This is a genomic window from Sphaerisporangium sp. NPDC049002 (assembly GCF_040649355.1).
Classification (GTDB): Bacteria; Actinomycetota; Actinomycetes; order Streptosporangiales; family Streptosporangiaceae; genus Sphaerisporangium.
The window spans coordinates 1-19975 of the sequence record NZ_JBEZFH010000139.1; the positions used below are offsets into that span (position 1 = coordinate 1).

18 protein-coding genes are annotated in these 19975 nt (G+C 70.8%); 15 read left to right on the forward strand and 3 right to left on the reverse strand.

The window, feature by feature from the left end; translation table 11 throughout:
* The coding region (locus AB0B89_RS24545) for a lipoyl domain-containing protein (protein WP_358557144.1) at window positions 1-303 on the reverse strand (303 nt) is incomplete at its 3' end.
* 41 nt (window positions 304-344) lie between these two features.
* Entirely contained in the window at window positions 345-2549 is a 2205-nt protein-coding gene (locus tag AB0B89_RS24550; RefSeq protein ID WP_358557147.1) for a thiamine pyrophosphate-dependent enzyme, read from the reverse strand.
* 335 nt (window positions 2550-2884) lie between these two features.
* On the opposite strand from AB0B89_RS24550, the gene AB0B89_RS24555 reads away from it, so the two are divergent.
* The 14 genes from AB0B89_RS24555 (at window position 2885) to AB0B89_RS24620 (ending at window position 17371) form a co-directional block, all read left to right on the forward strand.
* A complete protein-coding gene (locus AB0B89_RS24555; RefSeq protein WP_358557150.1) occupies window positions 2885-3409 on the forward strand; it encodes a VOC family protein in 525 nt (174 codons plus the stop codon).
* A complete protein-coding gene (locus AB0B89_RS24560) occupies window positions 3409-4185 on the forward strand; it encodes a GntR family transcriptional regulator (RefSeq protein WP_358557153.1) in 777 nt (258 codons plus the stop codon). The genes AB0B89_RS24555 and AB0B89_RS24560 overlap by 1 nt, the downstream gene beginning before the upstream one ends.
* 99 nt (window positions 4186-4284) lie before the next feature.
* A complete protein-coding gene (locus AB0B89_RS24565) occupies window positions 4285-5325 on the forward strand; it encodes a sugar ABC transporter substrate-binding protein (protein ID WP_358557156.1) in 1041 nt (346 codons plus the stop codon).
* A 96-nt stretch (window positions 5326-5421) separates the two neighbouring features.
* Window positions 5422-6954, forward strand: a complete 1533-nt coding sequence (locus tag AB0B89_RS24570) for a sugar ABC transporter ATP-binding protein (protein ID WP_358557159.1) — start codon at window positions 5422-5424, stop codon at window positions 6952-6954.
* Window positions 6951-8015 carry an ABC transporter permease gene (locus AB0B89_RS24575; protein WP_358557162.1) on the forward strand — a complete coding sequence of 355 codons (1065 nt, stop codon included), beginning with the start codon at window positions 6951-6953 and terminating at the stop codon, window positions 8013-8015. The genes AB0B89_RS24570 and AB0B89_RS24575 overlap by 4 nt, the downstream gene beginning before the upstream one ends.
* Complete coding sequence (locus tag AB0B89_RS24580; protein ID WP_358557165.1) at window positions 8012-9109, forward strand: alcohol dehydrogenase catalytic domain-containing protein; 1098 nt, start codon at window positions 8012-8014, stop codon at window positions 9107-9109. The genes AB0B89_RS24575 and AB0B89_RS24580 overlap by 4 nt, the downstream gene beginning before the upstream one ends.
* Window positions 9106-10050: an NAD(P)-dependent oxidoreductase gene (locus AB0B89_RS24585; RefSeq protein WP_358557168.1), complete on the forward strand. Its 945-nt coding sequence runs from the start codon at window positions 9106-9108 to the stop codon at window positions 10048-10050. Before AB0B89_RS24580 ends, AB0B89_RS24585 begins: the two co-directional genes overlap by 4 nt.
* Window positions 10047-11312 carry a Xaa-Pro peptidase family protein gene (locus AB0B89_RS24590; protein ID WP_358557171.1) on the forward strand — a complete coding sequence of 422 codons (1266 nt, stop codon included), beginning with the start codon at window positions 10047-10049 and terminating at the stop codon, window positions 11310-11312. The genes AB0B89_RS24585 and AB0B89_RS24590 overlap by 4 nt, the downstream gene beginning before the upstream one ends.
* A 37-nt stretch (window positions 11313-11349) precedes the next feature.
* The gene (locus AB0B89_RS24595) at window positions 11350-12234 is read left to right on the forward strand and encodes a sugar phosphate isomerase/epimerase (RefSeq protein WP_358557174.1); all 885 of its coding nucleotides are present in this window, start codon (window positions 11350-11352) and stop codon (window positions 12232-12234) included.
* 3 nt (window positions 12235-12237) lie between these two features.
* Window positions 12238-12957 carry an SDR family oxidoreductase gene (locus AB0B89_RS24600; protein WP_358557177.1) on the forward strand — a complete coding sequence of 240 codons (720 nt, stop codon included), beginning with the start codon at window positions 12238-12240 and terminating at the stop codon, window positions 12955-12957.
* 9 nt (window positions 12958-12966) lie between these two features.
* A complete protein-coding gene (locus AB0B89_RS24605; protein WP_358557180.1) occupies window positions 12967-14007 on the forward strand; it encodes a zinc-binding dehydrogenase in 1041 nt (346 codons plus the stop codon).
* Window positions 14004-15110 carry an NADH:flavin oxidoreductase/NADH oxidase gene (locus AB0B89_RS24610; RefSeq protein ID WP_358557183.1) on the forward strand — a complete coding sequence of 369 codons (1107 nt, stop codon included), beginning with the start codon at window positions 14004-14006 and terminating at the stop codon, window positions 15108-15110. The genes AB0B89_RS24605 and AB0B89_RS24610 overlap by 4 nt, the downstream gene beginning before the upstream one ends.
* Window positions 15107-16534: an NAD-dependent succinate-semialdehyde dehydrogenase gene (locus AB0B89_RS24615; protein ID WP_358557186.1), complete on the forward strand. Its 1428-nt coding sequence runs from the start codon at window positions 15107-15109 to the stop codon at window positions 16532-16534. The genes AB0B89_RS24610 and AB0B89_RS24615 overlap by 4 nt, the downstream gene beginning before the upstream one ends.
* Window positions 16535-16567: 33 nt before the next feature.
* A complete protein-coding gene (locus AB0B89_RS24620; RefSeq protein ID WP_358557189.1) occupies window positions 16568-17371 on the forward strand; it encodes an SDR family oxidoreductase in 804 nt (267 codons plus the stop codon).
* Window positions 17372-17530: 159 nt separating this feature from the next.
* On the opposite strand, the gene bla is transcribed toward AB0B89_RS24620, so the two are convergent.
* The gene (gene bla / locus AB0B89_RS24625) at window positions 17531-18532 is read right to left on the reverse strand and encodes a class A beta-lactamase (RefSeq protein ID WP_358557192.1); all 1002 of its coding nucleotides are present in this window, start codon (window positions 18530-18532) and stop codon (window positions 17531-17533) included.
* A gap of 148 nt (window positions 18533-18680) precedes the next feature.
* Between bla and AB0B89_RS24630 the strand changes: the two genes are divergently transcribed.
* Window positions 18681-19895: a cytochrome P450 gene (locus AB0B89_RS24630; RefSeq protein ID WP_358557195.1), complete on the forward strand. Its 1215-nt coding sequence runs from the start codon at window positions 18681-18683 to the stop codon at window positions 19893-19895.
* Window positions 19896-19975: the final 80 nt, after the last annotated feature.

The following is a 19975-nucleotide window of genomic DNA, read 5'->3' on the forward strand; positions in this document are numbered from 1 at the left end:
CGGGGAGCCGGTGTCCCGGGACGGGCCGGAGGTGGCGGCGCCGAGCTCGGCGAGCAGCGAGTCGAGGTCCCCGGCCTGCTCGCCGGGCGACCCGAGCAGCGCGATCGGGGCGCCGACGTCCACCTCGGTGCCGGCGGGCACGAGCGCCCTGAGGATGATCCCCTCGGACTCCGCCTCGATCTCGATGATCGCCTTGTCGGTCTCGATGACGGCGATGGCGGCGTTGACGGGAAAGGGGGTGTGCTCGGCGATCGGCCATTCGGACACGGTGGCCCTGGTGGCGCCGGCCGCCGGCTCTGGCATGCGAAGAAGTGTGGCCATGTTCGTCAGTCCTGGTTCAGGGATCAGCGCTCGGACGCGAGCGGGCCGTCGGCGGTCATGTCCCGGAGCTTGGCGACCACTTCCTCGGTGCGGGCGATGGCGGCGCGTTCGAGGACCTTGCTGATGCTCGGCGACGCCTCACCGCCGGTCACGCGCTGGACGGGCTGGTCGAGCCAGTCGAAGAAGCGGCGCTGGATCTCGTCGGCGAGCCAGCTTCCGTAGGAGGTGCCGATCGCCCCCTGCTCGACGATGAGGACGTTGTTGGTCTTTTTGACGCTGGCGCCGATCGTGTCCCAGTCGATGCTGGCACGGTCGAGCCACCGCAGGTCGATGATCTCGGGGTCGAGCCCTTCGAGCTGCCCGGCCGCCTCCAGGCAGTGGGCGACCATCGACAGGTAGGACAGCACGGTGACGTCGGAGCCCTGCCTGCGCACGGCCGCCTTGCCCACCGGGATGTGGTAGTCGAGGTCGTCGGCCGGGCCGTCGCCGACGCTCGCGTAGAGGTCGACGTGCTCGATGACCACCACCGGGTCGTCGCACCGCAGGGCGGTGTTCAGCAGGCCCACGTAGTCGAAGGGCGTGCTCGGCGCGACGATGCGCCATCCGGGGGCGGTGGCGAAGATCCCGGCGGGGTCCATCGAGTGCTGGGATCCGTACCCGGTGCCGGTGCCGACCTTGCTGCGCAGCACGAGCGGCACCGCGTTGTCGCCGCCGAACATGTGCCGCGCCTTACCGATCTGGTTGAAGAGCTGGTCGGCGGCCACCCACAGGAAGTCGGCGTACATGAACTCGACGACCGGCCGGTAGCGCAGGTCGAGCGCCATCCCCCCGGCGAGGCCCGCGAAGGCGTTCTCGCTGATCGGCGTGCCGAGCACCCGGTCGGGATAGGCGTCCGCGAGTCCCTTGGTCGCGCCGTTGGTCCCGCCCCTGAGGCGGTGGACGTCCTCACCCATCACGACGATGGAGGCGTCGGTGGACATGCGCCGCGCCATCACCTCCGAGACCACGTCGATGAACCTGCGCTGGGTCAGGGTCCCGGAGAAGGACTCCGCCTCCTCGTAGCGGACGCCGGTGCCGAACTCCGAGAGGTCGCCTCGCACTCCGACGTCGCTGAAAGAGGGCTCGGGCCATTCCTCCGGCCTGATCCGGCGCCGGCCGGGCTTGCCGCCGGGGTCGGGTTCGAGGAGCCCGTCGCCGATGCTTCGCATCGCGGTGTCGGCCCTCTCGGCCGCCCGCTTGACCTCGTCGGCGCTGAGGACGCCACGGCGCGCGAGGCGCTCGGTCATCAGCGCGATGGGGTCGCGCTCCCGCCAGCGCTTCTCCTCCTCCTTAGAGCGGTACCCGAAGGCGCTGCCCGGGAAGGGGCCGTTCTGGTGGAAGTACCGGTACAGGTCGGCCTCGATGACCGTCGGGCCGTTGCCGGCGCGCATGTGCGCCAGGGCCTCCTGCGTGGCCAGGTGGACCGCGAGCGGGTCCATCCCGTCGACGCGCCAGCTCGGGATGGCGAAGCCGAGGCCGCGCACCGACAGGCGCGGCTCGGCGGTCACCTCGCTGACGTGCGTGGACACCGCGTACTGGTTGTTCTCGATGAAGAAGCACACCGGGAGCGACCAGGCGGCGGCCAGGTTGAACGTCTCAAGTACGGAACCTATGTTGGCCGCCCCGTCGCCGAAGTAGGCGACCGACACGGCGTCGGTACGGGCGTGGCGGTGCGCCCAGGCGAACCCGGCGGCCTGCGGCACTCCGCCGCCGACGATGGCGTTGGTCCCCATGGCGCCGGCCTCGCGCCACTGGAGGTGCATCGAGCCGCCACGGCCCCTGCAGAAACCGCGTGACAGCCCGCAGATCTCGGCCAGGGTGCGCGCCAGCACGTCGGTGACTTCCGCCGGCAGATCCTCGCGTGGATCCCATCCCGTGGGTACGGCGTGCCCGAGCGCCTTGGCGAGAAACTGGTGGTGGCCCCGGTGCGAGCCGGTGATGGTGTCCGAGGAGGTCAGGGAGACGATTGATCCGACCGCGCCCGCCTCCTGGCCGATGCTCGAATGCGCGGGGCCGTGCACGAGACCGGCCGAGGCCAGTTCGAGCACGTACTGCTCGAAGGACCGGATCAGCACGAGCTGGCCGAGCATCGTGCGCAGGAGGTCCGGGTCGGCCGCGTCCCAGTCCGCTTCGGTGGTGGTGAGCTCCACCCAGGGAGAGGGAGCGGCGAGGTCCTGGTGTGAGGTCATGAGGTCTCTCTAGGTAGACAGGCCGTGGCCGGGCGGTTCCGGCTGCGAGAGCGCGAGCGGGGGTGGCCGATGACCAGGGTGACGACCGGTCTGCGCGCCCTTCGCCGCTTCTGCGGCTGGTTACAGACCATGACACAAAATGGATCCGATCTCATATGGGCGTTACCTGTTTGTAACTGAGGATCATGTACTTACCATTGACTTTGTCCGCTTTGCGCGACCAAGCTACCGATCCACGAGGCCAATTGGATCCATAGAGCGGATTTGGGGCCTCGGACGCGACAGGGTCCGTAACTTCGGCGAAACGGGCCGGAAACAGAGTGGAGGTGGATGGGATGGCTGAGCCGGGTACCACGGGACTTCCGGGACTCGTCGGCCTGGACCATGTCGGCCTGACCGTGCCCGACCTCGACCAGGCCACCTCATTCCTCGTCGACGTGCTCGGATGCGAGTACCTCTACTCGCTGGCCCCGCTGTCCGACGACGCCGACTGGATGACCGCGCACCTGAACGTGGACGCCCGCGCGGAGGTGCGCAAGCTGCGGTTCTTCCGCTGCGGCACCCAGCCGGTCTTCGAGGTGTTCGAGTACACGGCCCCCGGCCAGAGGCACACGCCGCCGCGCAACAGCGATGTCGGCGGGCACCACTTCGCCCTCTACGTCCACGACATCGACGCGGCGGTGGACTACCTGCGGTCGCGAGGAGTGACCGTGCTCGGCGAGCCGACGGCGAGCAGCGGGCCGCACAAGGGCCAGCGCTGGGTCTACTTCCTCGCCCCGTGGGGCGCCCAGTTCGAGCTGGTGACCTATCCGCACGGCCGGGCCTGGTACCTGGAACACGAAGGCGAGGAAGCGACCTGATGACCGACGACACCTCATCGTCCTCCGGCACCGAGCCGGCGCCGGAAGCGGAGGCGGGCGTGGCCAGCCACCGGATCGCCGAGCACCTGCGTGAGCGCATCCTGTCCGGCGTGCTCGGGCCCGGTGCGCGGATCAGGCAGGAGGAGGTCGCCCGCGAGTTCGGCGCGAGCCGGCTGCCCGTGCGCGAAGCGCTGCGGATACTGCACTCCCAGGGCCTGGTCACCCTCAAGGCCAACAGCGGCGCGTGGGTCTCGCAGATGGACATGGAGGAGTGCGAGCTCACCTACAAGATCCGTGAGCGTCTCGAACCGCTCGCCCTGACCGAGAGCATTCCCCACCTGTCCGCCGCCGTGATCGACCGGCTCGACGAGATCCAGGACGAGATCGAGGCGAACAGAAGCATCGACCGCTTCCTGCAACTCGACCGTGAGCTGCACCTTCTGTCCTACTCCGGTAATCCGTACCGGGAGCTCCGGGACATGGTGGAGCGGCTGTGGAACATCACCCAGCCCTACCGGCGCGCCTATGTCGAGCGGGCGGGCCACCAGCGGGACTGGGTCATCAACGCCGAGCACCGGTTACTCATCGATGCCATCCGGCGCGCGGACACCATCGACGCCGAGCGGGTACTGGCCGGCCACATACGCCGTACGCGCATGGCTCTCGTACCGGTCATGGAACCGGGCCCCACGGCCGGTGTGCCCGAGCCGCCCGGACGACCGAACGGCGGCGGATCCGCCCCGTCCGCTCGACCCGGGTCCGTCCGCGACAACTGATCGCGAGGATCACAAGTCCCCCCAGTGCACAGGCAGCGGCGAACCAGCGCGCGACCGGCACCCGAACAATGATCTCTTCGAGAAACAGAGCAGGATGAAATGTCACACCACAGCAAGCAGGCCGGTCGTGTGCTGGCCCTTTTCGCGGCGGCCGTCAGCGTAACGGTGACCTCGTGTTCCAGCGGTTCGGCGTCGGGGGGCGCGACCAGTGACACCAAGGCGCAGGTCGGGTACTCCGAGTCCTTCCTGACCGACGCGTTCCAGGTGCAACTCGTCAAGCAGCTCGGCGACCAGGCCAAGGCGCAGGCCGTCGACCTGCTCCCGGCCGTCAACGCCGACGGCGACGCGGCCAAGCAGAACGCCGACATCGCGACCCTGCTCGGCAGGGGGGTCAAGGGGCTCATCGTGGTCCCCGTCGACAGCAAGGCCATCGCGCCGGCGATCCAGCGGGCCAACAGCAAGAACGTGCCGGTCGTCTCCGTCGACCTCGGGTCCGACAGCGGCAAGATCACCATGATCGTCCGCGCCGACAACGTCTACATGGGCAAGGCCGCCTGCGAGTACATGGGCAAGCAGCTCGGCGGCGAGGGCAGCGTGCTGGACCTCCAGGGAGACCTCGCCACCCAGAACGGCCAGGACCGCAGCAAGGGCTTCACCGACTGCATGGCCGAGCAGTTCCCCAAGGTCAAGGTCATCTCCAAGCCGATGAACTGGAAGCCCGACGAGTGCGCGACCCAGGCGCAGACGGTCCTGAGCACCCAGAAGATCACCGGCCTGTTCATGGGCAGCGAGTCGGTCTGCCTCGCCGGGGTGCAGAAGGTGCTGCAGAACCAGGGCAAGCTCACCAAGGTCGGCGACTCCGGCCACATCGTGAGCGTGGGCATCGACGGGTCGAAGGCCGCGCTGGACGCCGTGCGGGCCGGAACGCTCGACGCCGTCATCTCCCAGCCGCTGGACCTGTACGCGAAGTACGGCATCCAGTACATCAAGGAGGCCATGGCCGGCAAGACGTTCCAGCCCGGCCCGACCGACCACGACAGCACCATCGTCAAGCTCGGCGACTCCTTGCAGGACCTGCTGCCCTCGCCCACGGTCACCAAGGACAACGCCGACGACGCGGCGCTGTGGGGCAACGGCTGATCCGAGCCCGTCCCGGGCGTGACGCGGCGGGGAGCGTCACGCCTTCGCCGGACGACCGGCGAACCCCTGGAACCCGCGGAAGGAAGGCGCGTAGCCATGCCACAGGCCATCGTGGTCGACAACGTCTCGAAGGCGTTCGGCCCCACGCAGGCGTTGTCGCAGGTGTCCCTCACCGTCGATCAGGGCGAGTCCCGTGCGCTGATCGGCAAGAACGGGGCCGGCAAGTCGACGCTCATGTCGATCCTCACCGGCCTCACGCAGCCCGACACCGGCTCCATCAAGGTGCTGGCCGGGGACGCCTCGACGATCGGCTGCGTGTACCAGCGGAGCACGCTGATCCCCGCGGCGACGGCGGCGGAGAACATCGCGCTCACGCGGTACCCGCGCTCGGCGGGCGGGCTCATCCGCTGGCCGGAGGTCATGCGGCGGGCCGTCGCGCTGCTGGACGAGTGGGAGTGCGGCGACCTCGCGGGTGTTCCGGTCGAGCAACTGGAGCCGCTCGAACGCAAGGTCGTCGAGATCTGCAGGGTCCTGTCCCTCGGCCCGAAGGTGCTGCTCCTCGACGAGCCGACCGCGGGCCTGGACCGGGGCGCCTCGCAACGCCTGTTCAACCACATCGAGAAGGCCCGCACCCGGGGCGTGACCATCATCTACGTCTCCCACCACCTGCACGAGATCTTCGAGGTCTGCGACTCCGTCACCGTCCTGCGGGACGGCGCGGTCGTCGTCACCGGGCGCCTCGACCGGATGACCATGCCCGACCTGGTCGAGGCGATGGTGGGGGAGGCGGCCGTCCCCGGCGCCGGCGCCGGCGCCGCGCGGCGCGACCAGGCCGGGCCGGCGGACGACGGCCGTCCGCCCGTGCTCGTCGCCTCCGGCGTGAGCGTCGCCCCCAAGATCAAGCAGGTCGACCTCGAACTGCGGCCGGGCGAGTGCGTGGGGCTCACCGGGCTCGACGGGGCCGGCCACATGCAGCTCGCCGAGGTCCTCACCGGGCAGCGCCGCGCCGACTCCGGCACCGTCACCCTGGACGGGAAGCCGCTGCCCCTCGGCGACATCCGAGGCTGCATCATGGCCGGGGTCGGGTTCACCCCGGAGGACCGGCACATCAGCGGCTACGTGCCCGCGATGAGCGTGGCCGACAACGCGACGCTCGGGATCATGCCGAAGTTCGTCAACCGCTTCCGGCTGATCAGCTCCAGGCGGCGGGACGCGTTCTACCGCCGGCTCGCGGACGAGTGGAGCATCAAGGCCCACGCGGCGTCGCAGGCCACCGAGGAGCTCAGCGGCGGCAACCAGCAGAAGGTCGTGCTGGCCCGCTCGGTCGCCGCCGAGCCGAGGGTCCTGGTCCTCACCAACCCCACGGCGGGCGTCGACGTGTCCGCCAAGAAGTCGATCTACAAGACGATCGACGAGCTGAAGCGCGGGGGACAGGCCGTGCTGATCGTGACCTCCGACGACGGTGACCTGGAGGTCTGCGACCGCGTCGTCGCGATGCTCCAGGGAGAGGTGTCCGCGGAACTGCGCCCGCCGTTCAACGAGAGCATGATCGCCGCCGCCGTCCAGGGCAGTGGCACGGCCGCCGAGGCGGACCGACGTCTCTCCTCCGGAGAAGGAGATCAACAGTGACTACACCGGCACAGAAGAAACCGCTCCAGGAGAGGGCGCCCGTCCGCACCGAACCGGCGGAGTCATCACGGCCGGCCGCGCGGCGCAACCGCCGGGCCGTCGACCCGGTGGTGCTCGCCCTCATCCCCATCATCGTCGCCGCGATGATCGTGGGCGCGGTGGTGAGCCCCGCCTTCCTCACCACCACCAACATCATCGACAACATCATCACGACCTCCGCCGTGCTCGGCGTGCTCGTCATCGCCGAGAGCCTGATCCTGATCAGCGGCTACTTCGACCTGTCGCTGCAGTCGACGGTGGGCTTCGCGCCGATGCTGCTCGCCGTCCTTGTCTCCAGCACCGCCGACAACGGCCTCGGCCTGCCGTTCCCGGTGGCGATCCTCATCGCGGTCCCGGCGGTGCTGCTGATCGGGCTGGCCAACGGATTCATGATCGCCAAGCTGAAGCTCAACGCGTTCATCGTGACGCTGGCGATGCTGATCCTGCTGCAGGGCCTGACCATCGGGCTGTCCGGCGGGCAGACGTACGCGGTGCTTCCCCGGGCCATGACCTACCTCGGCGACGGCGTCATCCTCGGGCTTCCCGTCCAGGCGTGGATCTTCGTGCTCGCCTTCGCCGCCGCCTTCGTGTTCATGGAGTACACCCCGACCGGCCGCAGCCTCTACGCCATGGGCGGCAACCACGAGGCGGCCCGCGCCGCCGGCATCCGCACCACCCGGCTGACGATCGGCGTCGTACTGGCCGGCAGCGTTCTCGCGTCGGTCGCGGGGCTGATGCTGACCGGCCGCATCGCGTCGGTCACCGCCAACCAGGGAGACAACCTGATCTTCACGGTGTTCGCCGCGGCGGTCATCGGCGGCATCAGCCTGAACGGAGGCCGAGGCAATCTGATCGGCGCCGGGCTCGGCGTGATCCTGCTCGGCATCATCCAGAACATCCTCACGCTGTCGAACGTCCCCTCGTTCTGGATCAACGCCGCCTACGGCGCGATCATCCTCGCGGCGCTGCTCATCGGCTGGCTGTCCTCGCACCGCTTCTCCGGCCCCAGGCGTGCCGAATGAGCGCGACGGCCCAGCACGGCGACTGGCCGACCGGCATGATGCCGGCCCTGGTGTTCACCGCTCCGGGCGTCCTCACGGTCGAGGGCGTGCCGGTGCCCGCTCCCGCCGAGGGGCAGGTCCTGGTACGCGTCCAGTACCTCGGGATCTGCGGCACCGACGTCCACCTGCTCGACGGCACCAGCGCGTACGTGGTCGGCGGCCTCACGAGCTTCCCGATCCGCTTCGGGCACGAGTGGGCCGGCGAGGTCGTGGCGGCCGGGCCGTCCGTCCCGTCCGGCCTGGTCGGACGGCGGGTGGTCGGCGAGCCGTTCCTCTCGTGCGGGCAGTGCCTGACCTGCCGGGGCGGCCACTACAACCTCTGCCCGAACCGGTACGAGCTCGGTGTGCGCGGCGGCGTGCCCGGCGCGGCGGCGCACTACCTGCGCATCCCCGCGGCGAACGTCCACGTCATCCCGCCGGAGGTCGAGACCGCCCACGCGCTCGTCGGCGAGCCCCTGGTGACGGTGCTCAACGCCTACGAGCGGGCCGCCGTCCAGCCGGGGGAGGCGGTCGCCGTGCTCGGCACGGGCACCCTCGGCCTGCTCGCGGTGCAGGTCGGCGCGGCGATGAACTGCCCGGTCGACGTCATCGGCATCGACCCCGAAGGGCTCGCCGCCGCGCGCGACCTCGGCGCCCGCGCCGTCATGCCGCCGGACCAGGCTCCCGCCGACGCCTATCCGGTGGTGATCGAGGCGACCGGCGCGGCGAGCATCGGCCCGCTGTTGACGCGGATCGCCGGGATCGCCGGCCGCATCCTGCAGGTCGGGATCCCCGGCCGGCCGGTGGACGGCGTCGACCTCGCGGCCTTCGTCAGCAAGGGACTCCAGCTCTCCGGCGTACTCGGCGGGGTCCACCTGATGCCCCGGGCGCTGCACATGATCGCCACCGGGGCCGTACGCCCGGCGGCCCTCATCGAGCAGGTGCTGCCCGTCGCCGAGGTACGGCACGCCTTCGACCGCATGCGCGAGCCCGGACGGCCCCGGCCCAAGCTGGTCGTCGACCTGTCGGACCTGCGGGTGCCGACCTCCCCCGGTGAGGAGCGGAAGGCCTCATGAGCAGCCGAGACCCGGACGCCTGGACCGCCGGCTGGATCGGCACGGGCAGGATGGGCAGCGCCATGGTGCGGCGGCTCCTGCTGGCCGGGCACCACGTGACGGTCTGGAACCGCACGCCGGAGCGGGCCGAGCCGCTGCGGGCCGCCGGAGCGGAGGTCGCCGCCGACCCCACCGACCTGGCCGGGCGCGACGTGGTCGTCACCAGCCTCGCGGCCTCCGCCGACCTGGAAGAGGTCGCCGGACGGGTCCTCGCCGGCCCGTCCCGCCCGCGCCTGCTGGTCGACACCTCCACGGTCTCGCTGGAGGCGTCTCGCCGCGTACGGGAGGCGGCGGCGCTGGCAGGCGTGCCGTTCCTGTCCGCCCCCGTCAGCGGCAACCCCTCCGCCGTCGAGGCGGGCACGGCGTCGTTCGTGTGCTCCGGCTCCCGCGACGCCTTCGAACGGGCGCGGGGCGTGCTGGAGACCATCGGCCGCAAGGCCACCTACGTCGGCGAGCAGGACGAGGCGCGGCTGCTGAAGATCGCCCACAACCTGCTGCTCGGCGTGACGACGCAGGGCCTCGCCGAGGTGGTCGTGCTGTGCGAGAGCCTCGGCGTCGACCGGGGCGTCTTCATGGAGTTCGTCAACGACAGCGTCGTGGGCTCGACCTTCACCCGCTACAAGACCGACGCCATCAGCCGCCTGGACATGACGCCGACGTTCACCTCCCGCCTCCTGCTGAAGGACCTCGACCTAGGCCTGCACGAGGCGTCGGCCCGGCAGGTGCCCATGCCGGTCATCGGCCTGGTCCGCACACTGCTGCTCTCAGCCATCGCCCAGGGGTACGGCGAGCTGGACTTCCTGTCGCTGCTCACCGTCCAGGCCCGAGCCGCGGGCCTCGAACCGTCCGAGGTACGCCCGCCCGCCACCGGCCCGACCGATCAGATCCAGGAGCCTTCATGACAACGACGAACGCCCACACGATCGACCCGCGTGCCATCGGCGCGCCCGGTCACATGTCGGTGGACTTCGAGACACGCGTCGACTTCACCCGGCTGCGCGACTACCGCCTCGCCCGTGCCCGTGCCGCCCTGGAGAACTCCGACCTCGGCGCCATGCTCGTCTTCGACGTGAACAACATCCGCTACCTGACCGGCTCGGTCATCGGCGAGTGGTCGCGCGACAAGATGACCCGCTACGCGCTGCTGGTACGCGGGCGCGAGCCGGTGCTGTGGGACTTCGGCTCGGCGGCCAAGCACCACAGGCTCTACGCTCCCTGGCTGCTGCCAGAGAACTGCCGCGCCGGAATGGTGGGCCTGCGCGGGGCGGTGGCCCCCGAGGTCGGCCTGTTCACCCGCGCCGTGCAGGAGATCCGTGACCTGCTCGTCGAGGCCGGGCAGCAGGACGCCCCCGTCGGCGTCGACATCGCCGAGCCGCCGATGACGCTCGCCATGCAGCAGGCCGGCCTCACCGTGGCCGACGGCCAGCAGGTGATGCTGGAGGCCAGGCAGATCAAGAGCATGGACGAGATCCTGCTGCTGTCGCAGGCCGCCGCCATGGTCGACGGCGTTTACCAGAAGATCTCGGACGCGCTCAAGCCGGGCATCCGGGAGAACGACCTGGTGGCCCTCGCCAACGCCTACCTCTACGAGATGGGCTCCGACGACGTCGAGGCGATCAACGCGGTGTCGGGGGAGCGGTGCAACCCGCACCCGCACAACTTCACCGACCGCATCATCCGACCGGGCGACACCTGCTTCTTCGACATCATCCAGTCCTACAACGGCTACCGGACCTGCTACTACCGCACGCTGAACGTGGGCTCGTCGACCCCCTCGCAGCGCGACGCGTACACCAAGGCCCGCGAGTGGATCGACGCCGCGATCGAGCTGGTCAAGCCGGGCACCTGGACCGACGAGATCGCCAAGGCGTGGCCCACCGCCCAGGAGTTCGGCTTCGCCTCCGAGATGGAGGCCTTCGGGCTGCAGTTCGGCCACGGGCTCGGGCTCGGCCTGCACGAGCGGCCCATCATCTCGCGCCTCAACTCGATCGAGCACCCGGTGAGGATCGAGGAGGGGATGGTCTTCGCGCTGGAGACCTACTGCCCGGCCTCCGACGGCGCGTCCGCGGCGCGCATCGAGGAAGAGGTCGTCGTGACCTCCGAGGGCGCCAAGGTCATCACGCTGTTCCCCGCGCAGGAACTGTTCGTCGCGAACCCGTACTGACCCCGGGCCGCCACACCCTTCCGAGGAGCCAACCCCGATGACACACCATGACCTGCTGGCCACCTGCTGGACGACGGCCGGCGACGCCGTCCCCCTGCCCGGCCGGGACGCCAGCCCGCTACCGCTCCCCGCCCGCGTCGAGCAGGCGGCCCGCGCGGGGTTCACCGGCTTCGGGCTGATGCACGTCGACCTTGAGGCATTCCTGCGCACGTCGGACCTGCCGACGCTGCGGAAGATCCTCGACGACAACGGCATCACGACGCTCGAACTGGAGTTCCTCACCGACTGGTGGAAGGACGAGCCCGAACGCCACGAGTCGGACCGCACACTGAAGCTGCTGGTGGAGGCGTCGGAGGCGCTGTCCCCGCACCACGTCAAGGTCGGGCCCGACATCACGGGCGGCCCGTACGAGCGCGACCGCTGGGCGGCGGGATTCCACCGCGTCTGCGAGGCCTTCGCGGCGGCCGGGACGACCGTCGCGCTGGAGTTCATGCCGTTCTCCAACGTGGACACCCTCGCGCGGGGCCTCGACCTGGTGAGGACCGCGGACCACCCGGCGGGCGGCCTGATGGTCGACCTGTGGCACGTCGAGCGCGGCGGCGCCACCCTGGAGGAACTCGCCCAGGTCCCGCTCGGGCTCATCAAGGGCGTGGAGCTCGACGACGGCGACGCCCAGCAGGTCGGGGACGGCTACACCGACACCGTCCTGCGGCGGCGGCTGTGCGGCCAGGGCTCGTTCCGGGTCGCCGAGTTCATCAACGTCATGCGCGACATCGGCTGGACCGGGCCCTGGGGCGTCGAGATCCTCTCCGAGACCTACCGGACGCGCCCCCTCGAATCCGCCGTCGCCGAGGCGTACGCCACGGCGGCCGGCCGGTTCGGCGCCGCCGACGCGGCACGTGAGACCAACGGAAAGGAATAGGCAATGCGGCTGGCGGACAAGATCTGCATCGTCACCGGCGCCGCGAGCGGCATCGGCAGGGCCACGGCGGAACGGTTCGCGCGGGAGGGGGCCCTGGTCTACGCCGCCGACATCGCGGCCGACCCCCGCGACGAGGACCGCACCTTCCACAGGAAGCTCGATGTCTCCGACCTTTCCGCCTGGACGGGGCTGGTCGAGGAGATCGACGGCAGGCACGGGCGGGTCGACGTGCTGTTCAACTGCGCCGGCTTCGTCGGCTCCTACGACTCGCTGACCGAGATCCCCGTGGACGACTGGCACCGCATCGTCGCCACCAACCAGACGGGCGTCTTCTACGGAATGCGGTCGGTCATCCCCGTCATGCGGCGGGCCGGAGCCGGGGCGATCGTCAACATGTCCTCCGCGTGGGGGCTCATCGGCTCGGCCGGCGTAGCGGCGTACCAGGCGTCCAAGGGCGCCGTGACGGTCATGACCAAGAACGCCGCGATCTCCTACGCGGCCGACGGCATCCGGGTCAACTCCGTTCACCCCGGCCTCATCACCACGCCCATGACCGACGCGCAGGACCCGGAGATCTCGGCGGAGCTGGTGCGCCAGACCCCACTCGGCCGGGCCGGGAGCTCCGGCGAGGTCGCCAACGCCGTGCTGTTCCTCGCCTCGGACGAGGCGTCCTTCATCACCGGGGCGCAGCTCGTGGTCGACGGCGGCCTGATCGTCCACTGAGGAGGACTGTTGACGACGACCCACGAAGCGAGCGCGCCGCGCCGGGCCGTGGTGGTCCACCGCGGGGCGGGCGGCATCACGGTGAGCTGCGACCTGCTGCCCACGCCACCACTGGCCGCCGACGCCGTGCGCGTCCGCCCCGACTACGTCGGCATCTGCGGATCGGACCTGGAACAGATCTTCGGAGTGATGGACCCGGGCTTCGAGGTCGAGTTCCCGCACGTGCTCGGCCACGAGTGGGCCGGAGTGGTCCTTGAGGCGGGCCCGCGCGTCTCGCGGTTCCGCCCCGGCGACCGTGTGATCGGCCATGGCTCGCTCGGCGGCAACATCTGGTTCGGCGTGTCCACCGACGGTGCCATGGCCGACAACTTCACCGTGCCCGAGACGATGTGCTTCGCCGTGCCCCCCGCCGTCTCCTCGCTGCGCGCCGCCCTGGTCGAACCGCTCGCCTGCTGCCTGCAGGGCCTGCGTACCGCCGGGGGAGCCGACGCCGGGCACACCGTCGCGGTCTTCGGATGCGGCGCGATCGGGCTGTCCATGGTCGGCCTCGCCCGGAGCCTGGGCGCGCGGGTCGTCGCCGTCGATCCCAGCGGCGAACGGCTCAGGATCGCAGGCGCGCTCGGCGCGGACCACTGTGTCCAGGTCACCGACGATGAGGACACCGCGGCGAGCGTGCTGCGGGCCCTCGGCGGCCGGGGCGCGGACCTGGTCGTCGAGGCGTCGGGCGCCCCCTCGGCGCAGGCCGCGGTCTTCGACGTCACCGCCCGGGACGCGCGGCTGATGTTCATGGGCCTGTCGCACCGGCGGTCGGCCCAGGTCTCCCTGCACCAGATCCAGAACCACAACCTGCGGGTGCTCTCGTCCACCGGAGCCCCGCCGCACATCTGGGAGCCGGCGCTGCGGCTGCTCGACCGCACCGGGCTCGACCTCGAACCGCTGGTGTCCGACGTGTTCGCGTTCGAGGACTGCGCCGCCGCCCTTTCGGCCGCGCGGGACTCGGCCCGGCACGCCAAGGTGATGCTCAGCCCGGACGGCGGGCGGCGTACGTGAGCACCTCACACCTGTTCACGCCGCTGACCGTCCGGGGCACGACCTTCCGCAACCGTGCCTGGGTGTCACCGATGTGCCAGTACTCGGCCGTGGACGGGGTCGTGGGCGACTGGCACCTCGTCCACCTCGGGGCGCTCGCGAGCGGCGGCGCCGGCCTGATCGTCGCGGAGTCCACCGGCGTCACCCCAGCTGGGCGGATCAGCCCCCAGTGCGCCGGGCTGTGGTCGGACGAACAGGCCGAGGCGTGGGCGCGGGTCGTGCGGTACGCGCACCGCCAGGAGACGCCGCTCGGCATCCAGCTCTCCCACGCAGGGCGCAAGGGGTCGACCTCGACGCCGTGGACCGGCGAAGCGTGGGTGCCGCCCGCGGAGGGCGGCTGGCCGACGCTGGCGCCGTCCGCCGTTCCCTACGGCGACCTCCCTGCTCCGGCGGCCATGACCCTCGGCGACATCGACGCCACCCGGCGCGCCTTCGCCGCCGCCGCGGCGAGGGCCCTGGACGCGGGGTTCGACGTCGTGGAGCTGCACGCCGCCCACGGATACCTGCTGCACGAGTTCCTGTCCCCGCTGAGCAACCGGCGGCAGGACCGGTACGGCGGGTCCTACGAGAACCGGATGCGGTTCCCCCTCGAAGTGGTCGCCGCGGTGCGCGAGGAATGGCCCGCGGACCGCCCGCTGTTCGTCCGCGTCTCGGTGACCGACTGGGTGCCCGGCGGGTGGGACCTGGAGTCGTCGATCGGGTTCGCCCGCAGGCTGGCCGGCCTGGGCGTCGACCTCGTCGACTGCTCCTCGGGCGGGCTCGTGCCCGACGCCGAGATCCCCGCCGACGGGGCGTACCAGAGCGACCTGGCCCACGCGGTGCGCGAGGGCGCGGGCGTGCGCACCGCCGCCGTCGGAAGGATCACCGAGCCGGAACAGGCCGAGGCGCTCATCGGCTCGGCAAAGGCCGACGCGGTGCTCCTCGGCAGGGCCATGCTCCGCGACCCGCACTGGGCCCTGCGGGCCGCCGGCGCGGTGGGGGCCGCCGTGCCGTGGCCCGTGCAGTACGAGCGTGCCAAGCCGGGGCACCGGCGCATCGATTCACAAGAGCTGGAGGCGTCGTGAAGTACAGGTCCGAGCTGTTCATCGGTGGCCAATGGGTCGGGGGGACCTCGACCGTCCCCGTCAGAGACCCGGCGCTCGACGAGACCATCGCCGAGGTCGCCGTCGCCGGCGAGGACGAGTGCGCCCAGGCGGTCGACGCCGCCTCCTCGGCGCTCGGGCCCTGGGCCGCGCGCGCCCCGAGAGAGCGGGCCGAGATCCTGCGGCGGGCCTTCGAGCTGATGACCGCCGAGGCCGGCCAGATCGCCGAGCTCATCGTCCGCGAGAACGGCAAGGTGCTGGCCGACGCCAGGGCCGAGGTGACCTACGCCGCCGAGTTCTTCCGCTGGTTCGCCGAGGAGGCCGTCCGCGTCCAGGGCGACTACCGGCTCGCGCCGGGAGGCGACAAGCGCATCATCGTCACCCACCAGCCGGTCGGCGTCTCGCTGCTCATCACCCCGTGGAACTTCCCCGCCGCGATGGCAACCCGCAAGATCGGGCCGGCGCTCGCGGCCGGGTGCTCGGTCGTGCTCAAGCCCGCCACGGAGACCCCGCTCACCGCGCTGGCGATCGCCGACGTCCTGTGGCGCGCGGGGGTCCCCGACGGCGTGGTCAACGTCGTCGTCGCCGCCCCGACCGCCCAGCGGGTCCGCGAGATGTTGCACGACCCGCGCGTCACCAACCTGTCGTTCACGGGATCGACCGAGGTGGGGAGGGTCCTGCTGCACGAGGCGGCCGACCAGGTCGTGCGGACGTCGATGGAGCTCGGCGGCAACGCGCCGTTCCTGGTGCTGGCCGGCGCGGACGTCACCGCCGCCGTCCAGGGAGCGATGGTGGCCAAGCTGCGCAACGGCGGTGCGGCCTGCACAGCGGCCAACCGCTTCTACGTCCACCGGTCCGTCGCGAAGGAGTTCACCTCGGCCCTCGCGAACGCAATGGCAGGGCTGAAGGTCGGACCCGGCCTCGACCCGTCCAGCGAGATCGGCTCGCTGGTGTCCACCGCCGAGCGCGGGAAGGTCGCCGAGCTGGTGGAGCGCGCCACCGGAGCCGGAGCGCGGCCCGTCTCCGGCGGCTCGGTGCCGGCCGGGGCGGGCGCGTTCTACCCTCCGACGGTCCTCGCGGACGTCGCGCCGGACGCGGACATCCTCGACGTCGAGATCTTCGGGCCGGTCGCCCCGATCGTGACGTTCGACGACGAGGAGGAGGCGGTGGCCCGCGCCAACGGCACCCCCTTCGGGCTCATCAGCTACGTCTACTCCGGCGACCTGCGCCGAGGGCTTCAGGTCGCCGACAGGCTCGAATCCGGCATGGTCGCGGTCAACCGGGGCGTGTTGTCCGACCCGGCCGCGCCGTTCGGCGGATACAAGCAGAGCGGCCTCGGGCGCGAGGGCGGATTCGACGGCATCCACGAGTTCCTGGAGACCAAGTACATCGCCGCCGATGTGTGACGCACGACCCCATAACACCCGAATGGAGCGATAATGCAAGTGAACCTCGAAGGACGCAAGGTCCTCGTGACCGGAGGGGCCTCCGGCATCGGAGCGGCCGTCGTGCGCGCCATGCTCGCCGAAGGCGCCGACGTGGTCGCCGCCGACCATGACGAGAAGCTGCTGGCAGAGCTGGCGGCCGAGACCGGGGCGTCCGGCGGCGCCTTCGGCCCCGTCACTGCCGACCTTTCGACCCTGACCGGCTGCGAGACCGCCGTCGGAGCCGCGCTCGACATCCTCGGCGGCCTCGACATCCTGGTCAACAACGTGGGCACCGGCGCGGTCCGCACGTTCGACCAGCTCACCGATGACGAGTGGCTGAGCACCATGAACCTCAACTTCATGAGCTACGTGCGGGTCAGCCGGGCCGCGCTGCCGCACCTGCGTGCCTCGCGGAACTCCCCGGTGATCATCAACAACGCCTCCGACCTGGCCCGGCAGCCCGAGACCCAGCCCATCGACTACGCCGCTTCCAAGGCGGCCGTCCTCGCGGTCACCAAGGGGCTGGCCCGCGCCGAGGGTCCGCACATCCGCGTCAACGCCGTGGCCCCGGGGCCCATCTGGACGCCGTTCTGGACCAAGCCCGGTGGCTTCGCCGACACCCTGTCCGAGCTGCACGGCCTGGAGCCGATGGCGGCCGTCGAGCACGAGATGCGGCTGCGGCAGCTCCCCCTGCACCGGCTCGGCACGCCCGAGGAGGTGGCCAACGTGATGGTGTTCCTGGCCAGCCCGCTGTCGTCGTTCGTGACCGGATCGGTCTGGGGCGTCGACGGCGGCAGCGTCCGCGCCCTCTACTGAGCACCGGCTTCGCGGCATCTTCGCAGGCGCGCCACCGTGCCACCTGCCCGGACAGAGTCAGGGGTTCCTTCCGCCAGATAGAGGACGGCGGCGACGGCCGGCAACACGGTCGCCGCTACGTCGGCCCCGCCACGCGCATCTTCGTCCCCCGGCTGGGCCTCAGAGCTTGCCGAGCCCGCGGGCCAGGATGGTGGCGGTCTTCGCGATGGCCTTGTTGTCGGTGGCGAGACCTGCGGAGCGGTTGGTGTAGATCGCCATGATGAGGGGCGCGGCGCCCTTCTCGGGCCAGATGGCGGCGATGTCGTTCCCACCGCCGAACCCCGAGGAGTTGGTGCCGGTCTTGTCGCCGATCGTCCAGGTCTTGGGCAGGCCGGCGCGGATGCGCTCGTCGCCGGTCTTGCTCGCGATCAGCCAGGCGTTGAGCTGCTCCCGGTCCTTGGCGTGCAGCGCCTTCCCAGTCGTGAGCGCGCGCAGGTCACGGCCGATGGCCGCGGGCGTGGTGGTGTCGCGCTTCTCTTTGGGGGTCCAGTCGTTGAGTTCGGGGTGCCGGCGGTCCATACGGGAGATCGGGTCCTTCAGCGTACGGAAGTACTTCGTCAGGCAGGCGGGCCCGCCGATCTGCGCGAGCAGCAGGTTGGACGCGGTGCCGTCGCTCAGCGTGACGGCCGCCTCGCACAGCTGCGCGACGCTCAGGCCGTCCTCGACGTGCTTCTCGGTGATCGGCGAGTTGGGCTTCAGATCGGCGGCCGTCCACTTGACGACCTTGCTCATCAGGCCGGGCTCGGAGGTGCGCGCCTTGTGCAGCACGGCCGCGCAGAGGGGCGCCTTGAAGGTGGACAGCAACGGGAAGCGCTCGCCCGCCCGATACGTCACCATCTTGCCGGTGGCCGTGTCGATGGCGTACGCGCCGATGCGGCCCTTGAAGGACACCTCCAGCTTGCGCAGGTCCTTCCTGACCTGGGCCTCTCCCGAAACCGCCGCCGGCGCCGTTGCCGCAGTCAGCGCCGTTGCCGCCGCCGGGGCCGCCGGGGCCGCCGGGGCCGCCGCCGGCGGCGCGGTCGAGGCTGTTTTCGCGCCGAGGACGCAACCGGACAGGAGGGAGATCGCCAAGGCGGTCGCGGGCAGCGCGGCCGCGAGCCGGCGGGCGCGGAAGTGTCGCATGTCAAATCCCTTGCTTGCCGTATGTCAGACAGTAGGAGCAAAGCAGATGCCCCGTGCGACGGCGGGCCGGAGCTGTTGACGGGTGGCACGGCGTTTCGTACGTTCCACGAGGGGCCGTCTGCTGTCGCCCAGGCTGGAAGGGGTTGCGATGACCGCCGAGCCGGATTCGAACGGGAGTTGGCCCGACATCATCCCGGGACCGCTCGCCACGCCGCCGCCGGAGTTCGCCCACAGGCGCGAGTCGGGGCCGCTGGAGCCGGCGGCCATGCCAAGCGGCGACCGCGTCCCGCTGGCCGTCAGGTACGAGGACGTCCGCGCTCTGCTGGCCTCGCCCACGTGCAGCCGTAACCTGCGCATACCAGGGCTGCCGCGGCTGGTGAGCGGCATAGGCATCGACGACGACCCGGACGCGCTGATCAATCAGGACCCGCCTGAGCACACCCGCTACCGCCGGATCATGCAGGGCACCTTCACTCCGCGCCAGATCGAACCGTGGCGCCCCCGCATCGCGAACATCGCCGGAGAACTCCTCGACGCGCTGGGCGACGACTTCGATCTGGTCCAGGGATACGCGCTGCGGCTACCGGGCCATGTCATCTGCGAGACGCTCGGCGTGCCGATGGACCACTACGACCAGTTCGTCCGGTGGACGGACATGTTCCTGACCACCTCCACGGCCAACGAGCAGGCACGTTACGAGGGCTACACCGAATTCATGGCCTATGCCGCCGAGCTGGTCGCCCAGCATCGGGCCAAGCCCGGCGATGACCTTGTCGACCTGCTCATCCAGGCCAGGGACGAGGACGACCGGCTGTCGGAAGGAGAGCTGGTCAACACCGTCTTCTCCCTCATCACGGCCGGTCACGAGACGACGGCCTCAATGATCGCCCGCGGTGTCTTCAGGTTGCTCCTCCACCCCGGCCAGTGGGCCGAGCTGGTAGCGGACCCGGCCCTCACGGCCACCGCGGTCGAGGAGATCCTCCGCTTCGACGGGCCGCCCGCCAGCGCCTTCATGCGCCGGGTGACCGAAGACATCGACCTTCCTAGTGGCTCGCTGGGCGCCGGGACGGTCGTCATGCCGAACCTGAACGCTGCCAACCACGATCCGCAGGCGTTTCCCGAGCCGGGGCGGTTCGACATCCACCGCTTCGTCCACCACCCCCCGAACCCGCATGTGGCATTCGGTTACGGCCCGCATCGCTGCCTGGCCGCCAGCCTCGCCAGGGTCGAGCTCACCGAGGCGATCAGAGCCTTGGTCACCCGGCGGCCCGCCCTCCGCCTGACCGCGTCACCCGAATCGGTGACCTGGACCGATGGTCTGGTCTACCGGCCCGTCGCCATGCAAGTGACCACGGGCGGATGACCTCATCCGTGTGAGCCGCTCGTTCATGATCGGAAATGTGCCCAGGCCGTGTGCGAAGTTTCCGCGACGCCACCGGCGCC